This is a genomic window from Sulfitobacter sp. R18_1, assembly GCF_017743915.1.
In the GTDB taxonomy this organism is placed as follows: Bacteria; Pseudomonadota; Alphaproteobacteria; order Rhodobacterales; family Rhodobacteraceae; genus Sulfitobacter; species Sulfitobacter faviae.
In genome coordinates this window covers 1-763 of record NZ_JAGHRG010000044.1, presented here as the reverse complement: position 1 = coordinate 763, position 763 = coordinate 1, and the positions used below count along the sequence as shown (strand labels likewise).

At 57.5% G+C, this 763-nt stretch carries 1 protein-coding gene; it reads left to right on the top strand.

The genetic code is table 11. The annotated features are described in order from the left end of the window. Positions 1-101 precede the first annotated feature (101 nt). Entirely contained in the window at positions 102-734 is a 633-nt protein-coding gene (locus J7392_RS24160) for a tyrosine-type recombinase/integrase (RefSeq protein WP_209219852.1), read from the top strand. Positions 735-763: the final 29 nt, after the last annotated feature.

The window sequence follows — 763 nt, the reverse complement described above, 5'->3', positions numbered from 1 at the left end:
CTCAAAGCCGACCTCGGATGCGGCGCAGCATCATATGGTATGATGTCTTGTCAACGTCGGGTTGTCGATGTGGGAGGGCGTGGTGGATCGGAGGATCCATCATGGAAACATCAAACTTACCGGCCATCCGCGCCTTACGCCCAGCCTGGAACAAAGGCCGGATCGTCGGCCAGAAAAGGCCGCTCAAGCCCAAACACGTCTGGGCGATCAGGGTGCGGCTGGAATTGGCCGAGAACCACCGTGATCTGGCCCTCTTCAATCTTGCCATCGACAGCAAGCTGCGCGGCTGCGATCTGGTGAAAATGAGGGTGGTCGATGTTATGGCATCCGGCCAAATCAAGGAACGCGCGTCGGTTCTTCAGAGCAAGACCCAGAAACCTGTGCGCTTCGAAATTTCCGAAGGCACCCGTGCATCGCTGGCAAGATGGATGCAGGAGCCGCTGATGGTCGGATCCGAATACCTCTGGCCTGGGCGTTTTCACGAACGGCTTCACATCTCTACCCGCCAGTACGCGCGCATTGTGCGTGACTGGGTGACATCCATTGGTCTGGAGGCAAGCGCCTATGGCACGCACTCGATGCGGCGAACGAAAGTCACGCAGATTTACAAGAAAACAGGCAACCTAAGGGCGGTCCAACTGCTGTTGGGTCACACCAAGATGGACAGCACTGTCAGGTACCTCGGCGTCGAGCTTGAAGATGCACTGGTGATCGCCGAAGCTATCGAAATCTAAACCGCTGGGCCGTCGCCACAAAACGGCCC